The sequence below is a fragment of the Streptomyces sp. BF23-19 genome, from assembly GCF_041106355.1.
Lineage (GTDB): Bacteria > Actinomycetota > Actinomycetes > Streptomycetales > Streptomycetaceae > Streptomyces > Streptomyces virginiae_A.
On sequence record NZ_JBGBPT010000178.1, the window covers coordinates 1 to 4,730 of the forward strand.

Annotated in this window: 5 protein-coding genes and 2 pseudogenes; 3 read left to right on the forward strand and 4 right to left on the reverse strand. The window is 73.3% G+C overall.

The features are described from left to right. Positions 1-140: 140 nt before the first annotated feature. Together AB8A24_RS42985 and AB8A24_RS42990 are read right to left on the reverse strand one after the other, a co-directional pair. Positions 141-647 carry a DUF3515 domain-containing protein gene (locus AB8A24_RS42985; protein ID WP_328965834.1) on the reverse strand — a complete coding sequence of 169 codons (507 nt, stop codon included), beginning with the start codon at positions 645-647 and terminating at the stop codon, positions 141-143. A gap of 23 nt (positions 648-670) precedes the next feature. Continuing rightward, a complete protein-coding gene (locus tag AB8A24_RS42990; protein ID WP_030011290.1) occupies positions 671-904 on the reverse strand; it encodes an Lrp/AsnC family transcriptional regulator in 234 nt (77 codons plus the stop codon). Between the two features lie 245 nt (positions 905-1,149). On the opposite strand from AB8A24_RS42990, the gene AB8A24_RS42995 reads away from it, so the two are divergent. Both AB8A24_RS42995 and thiD read left to right on the forward strand, forming a co-directional pair. Then, positions 1,150-2,133, forward strand: a complete 984-nt coding sequence (locus AB8A24_RS42995) for a thiamine-phosphate kinase (RefSeq protein ID WP_150259680.1) — start codon at positions 1,150-1,152, stop codon at positions 2,131-2,133. Then, a complete protein-coding gene (gene thiD, locus AB8A24_RS43000; RefSeq protein WP_266482210.1) occupies positions 2,130-2,930 on the forward strand; it encodes a bifunctional hydroxymethylpyrimidine kinase/phosphomethylpyrimidine kinase in 801 nt (266 codons plus the stop codon). Before AB8A24_RS42995 ends, thiD begins: the two co-directional genes overlap by 4 nt. A gap of 120 nt (positions 2,931-3,050) precedes the next feature. Here thiD and rpmB read toward each other — a convergent pair whose 3' ends face one another. Continuing rightward, positions 3,051-3,236, reverse strand: a complete 186-nt coding sequence (rpmB, locus tag AB8A24_RS43005; RefSeq protein ID WP_033222871.1) for a 50S ribosomal protein L28 — start codon at positions 3,234-3,236, stop codon at positions 3,051-3,053. Between the two features lie 240 nt (positions 3,237-3,476). On the opposite strand from rpmB, the pseudogene AB8A24_RS43010 reads away from it, so the two are divergent. Further along, a pseudogene (locus AB8A24_RS43010) lies at positions 3,477-4,649 on the forward strand (DAK2 domain-containing protein); the annotation flags it as partial. On the opposite strand, the pseudogene AB8A24_RS43015 reads toward AB8A24_RS43010, so the two are convergent. Next, positions 4,646-4,730: pseudogene (locus AB8A24_RS43015) on the reverse strand (carboxyl transferase domain-containing protein); the annotation flags it as partial. The pseudogenes AB8A24_RS43010 and AB8A24_RS43015 sit on opposite strands and share 4 nt — an antisense overlap.

Genomic DNA, 4,730 nt, shown 5'->3' on the forward strand with positions numbered 1-4,730 from the left:
CGGTGGCGATGCGCTCCTCGTTGGCGCGCATCTTCTTGATCAGCACGTCGAGGCCGCGCGCGGACAGGATGCGGTCGGCGGGCGGCGGTGTGCCGGGTACCCGGTGCGCGGCGACGGGCGCGCGGCACTCGGCGCGGCACTCAGTAGGAGGAAATGCCCTCGGGCACGGTCGCCGAGATCGCCGTGGACAGTCCGACCAGCATCCCCGCATCCGTGGCATGCTCCTTGTCGACCTGGACCTCGGTGTAGGCCAGCCGCATCCCGGTGGTGAACCGGAACCCGCCCGAACCGTCGCCGAGCTTCTCCAGCAGCCAGGCCACGCCGTTCACGTGGACGCCGTCCTGCTTCGGATCGAGCATCTTGGGGGGCTTGGGGATACCGCACCGCAGTACGATCGCCGAACCGCCCCACGCGGCGGTCAGATCGGATTCCGGTTCGGTTCGGGTCCGCGCCAGGCCGGCCACCTTCTCCGGGAGCTCCTTGTGCAGTGCCGCACAGAGCCGCGCGACGTCGTCGGGCGGCGTGGGCGGAGGAGCCAACCGGGCTTCGGATCCGCCCGGAGAGCACGCCGCGACGGCCAGGAGGGCCATCGAGGCGGGCAGGGCCGACAGGGCGCGGACACGCAGGGGCCGGTGGTGGAGGGACATCACCGGCCAAGAGTAGACGGGGGCTACAGATGGACCACCGGGCAGGTCAAGGTGCGGGTGATCCCCTCCACCTGTTGGACCTTGGCGACGACCATACGGCCGAGGTCGTCCACGGTGTCGGCCTGGGCGCGCACGATCACGTCGTACGGGCCCGTCACGTCTTCGGCCTGGATCACCCCCGGGATCTGGCCGATGGACTCGGCGACGAACGACGCCTTGCCCACTTCGGTCTGGATAAGGATGTACGCCTGTACCACGGAACCTCCAGGGCGGCCACGAGGATCATTTCCCCTAACCTTCGGGTGGGCCCCACACGATTGAACGGGCCGGGGGAAGAAGGGACGCCACGGTACCGCGTCGCCGTGCGCCGCGGGGAGACCCGCGGGCCCGGCGCCACGCACAGCGGGGCGTACGGAGAGCAGAAGTTGACGTATCTGTTGACGGTACCCAGAGCTGAGACGGCTCGCGACCGCAAGCGGACTGGGCAAGAAGGGGCACAGCGATGAAGGGCACTGTCGGCGAGCTGGGGGAGTTCGGGCTGATCAGGGAGCTCACCTCACGGCTCACCACCACCCCGGCGGTCCGGCTCGGACCGGGCGACGACGCCGCGGTGGTGTCCGCCCCCGACCGGCGGGTCGTGGCGAGCACCGACATCCTGCTGGAGGGCCGGCATTTCCGGCGCGACTGGTCCACGGCCTACGACGTGGGCCGCAAGGCCGCCGCGCAGAACCTCGCCGACATCGCCGCCATGGGCGCGGTGCCGACCGCGCTGCTGCTCGGCCTCGTCGTCCCCGCCGAACTGCCGGTCACCTGGCCCACCGAGCTGATGGACGGGATCCGCGACGAGTGCCAGGTCGCCGGCGCGGCCGTGGTCGGCGGGGACGTCGTCCGCGGGGACGTCATCACCGTCGCCATCACCGCCCTCGGCGACCTGCGCAACCACGAGCCCGTCCTGCGCTCCGGCGCCCAGCCCGGCGACGTCGTCGCCGTCACCGGCTGGCTCGGCTGGTCCGCGGCCGGATTCGCCGTGCTCTCGCGCGGCTTCCGCTCCCCGCGGGCCTTCGTCGAGGCGCACCGGCGCCCCGAGCCGCCGTACCACGCGGGCCCCGCCGCCGCCGGACTCGGCGCCACCGCCATGACCGACGTCAGCGACGGCCTGATCGCCGACCTCGGGCACATCGCCGACGCCAGCAAGGTACGGATCGACCTGCGCTCGGCGGCCGTCGACATCCCGACCCAGATGCACGACATCGGACAGGCCGTCGGCGTGGACCCGCTGCAGTGGGTGCTCACCGGGGGAGAGGACCACGCGATCGTGGCGACCTTCCCGCCCGACGTGAAGCTCCCCGCCCGCTGGAAGGTCATCGGCGAGGTGCTCAACCGCTCCGCGCTGCCCCAGGTGACCGTCGACGGCGCGCCCTGGACCAGCACCGGCGGCTGGGACCACTTCGGGGCCGACCCGGCCGCCCAGGACGGCACGCTGTGAGCACCGCCCCGCCGCTGTGCCTGACCGTCGCCGGATCCGACTCCGGCGGCGGCGCGGGCATCCAGGCCGACCTCAAGACCATGCTGGCGCTCGGGGTGCACGGCATGAGCGTGGTGACCGCCGTGACGGCGCAGAACTCGCTCGGGGTACGGGGAGTCTGGGAACTGCCCGCCGACGCCGTCACGGCCCAGTACCGGGCCGTCGTGGACGACATCGGGGTCCAGGCCGTGAAGACCGGGATGCTCTCCTCCGCCGTCCTGGTGGAGACGGTGGCCGCGCTGCTGGCGGACACCCGGGCCCCGGCCGTCGTGGACCCGGTCGGGGTCTCCAAGCACGGGGACGCGCTGCTCGCCGCCTCGGCGTTGGAGGCCGTGCGCAAGGAGCTGCTGCCACGGGCCACGGTGGCCACGCCCAACCTGGACGAGGTGGCCCAGCTCACGGGTGTGGTGGTGGAGACCGAGGACGACATGCGGCGGGCCGCCGACGCGATCCTCGGCCACGGTCCGCGGTGGGCGCTGATCAAGGGCGGACACCTCGCGGCACACGGCCACGAGGCGGTGGACCTGCTCACCGACGGCACCGAGGAACGGTGGCTGCGCGCCCGGCGTCACGACAACCGGCACACCCACGGCACGGGCTGCACCCTCGCTTCCGCGATCGCGGCGGGCCTGGCCAGAGGACTGACCGTGCCGGAGGCCGTCACGGCCGCCAAGGAGTACGTCACGGGCGCCATCGCCGCCGGCTTCGCGCTCGGCGGGGGCATCGGCCCGGTGGATCACGCCTGGCAGTGGCGCTGAACCCGCTGCGACAGCCGGCCCGGCCCTCGGCCGGGCCCCCGGACAAGGCAAAAGGCCGGTTCACCAGAGGTGAACTGGCCTTTTTGGCAACCGAAAAGGGCTGCGCTACGACGGGAGGCGTCAGCGCGAGACCTTGCCGGCCTTGATGCACGAGGTGCAGGCGTTGAGGCGCTTCGGCGTCCCATTGACCACGGCACGGACGCGCTGGATGTTCGGGTTCCAGCGACGCGAGGTGCGGCGGTGCGAAAATGAGATGTTGTTGCCGAAGCTCGGCCCCTTGGCGCAAACGTCGCAGTTGGCAGCCACAGGTCACTCCAAGACTTCAGATGCAATTACAGTGAAACCGGCGCACCGGATTCAGAGGTCTGAAGTGGTTTGCCGGGGGAATGGCCCGACTCTCGCCGGGCAACCGGAGCAGCATACAACGACTGCGTCCGTCCAAGAAAACTACCACGGCCGCCGCTGCCCCCGCCCCGCGGTCCCGACGCCCGGGCGGTCCTTCGTTACCCTGCGGTGAACCCTGGCCCGCACAAGGAGGAACGCCCGGTGCCGCACGAGCCTCAGCCGCAGCCCGCCGACGAGCTCGACGCCGAAGCGGTGCGCACCTGGAGCTCACTCGCCCTGGCCGCACTGGGCCGGGCCCGCGAGGACATCGACGCGATCAACGTCTACCCGGTCGCCGACGCGGACACCGGCACCAACCTCTACCTCACCGCCGAATCGGCCGACCGCGGCCTCGCCGACGCCTTCCCCGAGGTGACCGACGGCACAGCGCGGACCACCTCCCTGGCCGAGGCCGTACGGGCCTGGGCGCACGGGGCGCTGGTGGGAGCCCGCGGGAACTCCGGGACGATCCTGGCGCAGCTGCTGCGCGGAGTGGCCGACGTACTCGGCGACCAACCCGCCGAGCGGGCCGAACCGGGGGAGCAGGGCCCCGGCGGGCTGCTGGCCCGCGCGCTCACCCGGGCCGCGGAGGAGGCGTACGCGGCCGTCGCGCACCCGGTGGAGGGCACCATGCTCACCGTCGCCGGCGCCGCCGCCCGGGCCGGCGAGGCGGCCGGAGCCGCCGCCGGGACCGCGGTCGAGGTGGCCCGCGCCGCCTACGACGGAGCCCGCGCCGCCCTGGCCGAGACCCCCGGGCAGCTGGCCGCACTGGGCCGGGCCGGGGTCGTCGACGCCGGGGGCTGCGGGCTGGTCGTCGTCTTCGGCGCCCTGTGGCAGGCGCTGTCCGGCCAGGAGCCGGCCGCCGAACCGGTCCGCGGCCGCGCGGTACCCGTACCGCAGTCGCCGGACCCCTGCGCACAGGAGGAGGACGGGCCCGCGTACGAGGTGATCTACCTGCTGGAGGCCTCCGAGGCGGCCGTCGGCGAACTGCGCGAACGCCTCGACGGGCTCGGCGACTCGCTGGTCGTGGTCGGTGGCGACGGACTGTGGAACGTCCACGTCCACGTCGACGACCCCGGCGCCGCCGTGGAGGCCGGAGTCGTGGCCGGGCGGCCCTACCGGATACGGATCACCCACTTCGGGGACGAACGCCGCCGGGCGCGCGGCGAGCGCGCCCAGCGGGCCGTGGTCGCCGTCGTCCCCGGCGAGGGACTGGCCGGACTGTGCGGGGAGGCGGGAGCGACCACCGTTCTCGCGCGCCCCGGGGAGCCGCCGGCCGTCGCCGAACTCCTCGACGCGGTCCGCCGCGCGCACGCCCGCGAGGTGGTGCTGCTGCAGGGCGGCGCCGACACCATCTTGGCGCCGTGCTTGGCGATGCCGCCGGCCTCGTAGTCCTTGCCGACCATGAAGCCGGAG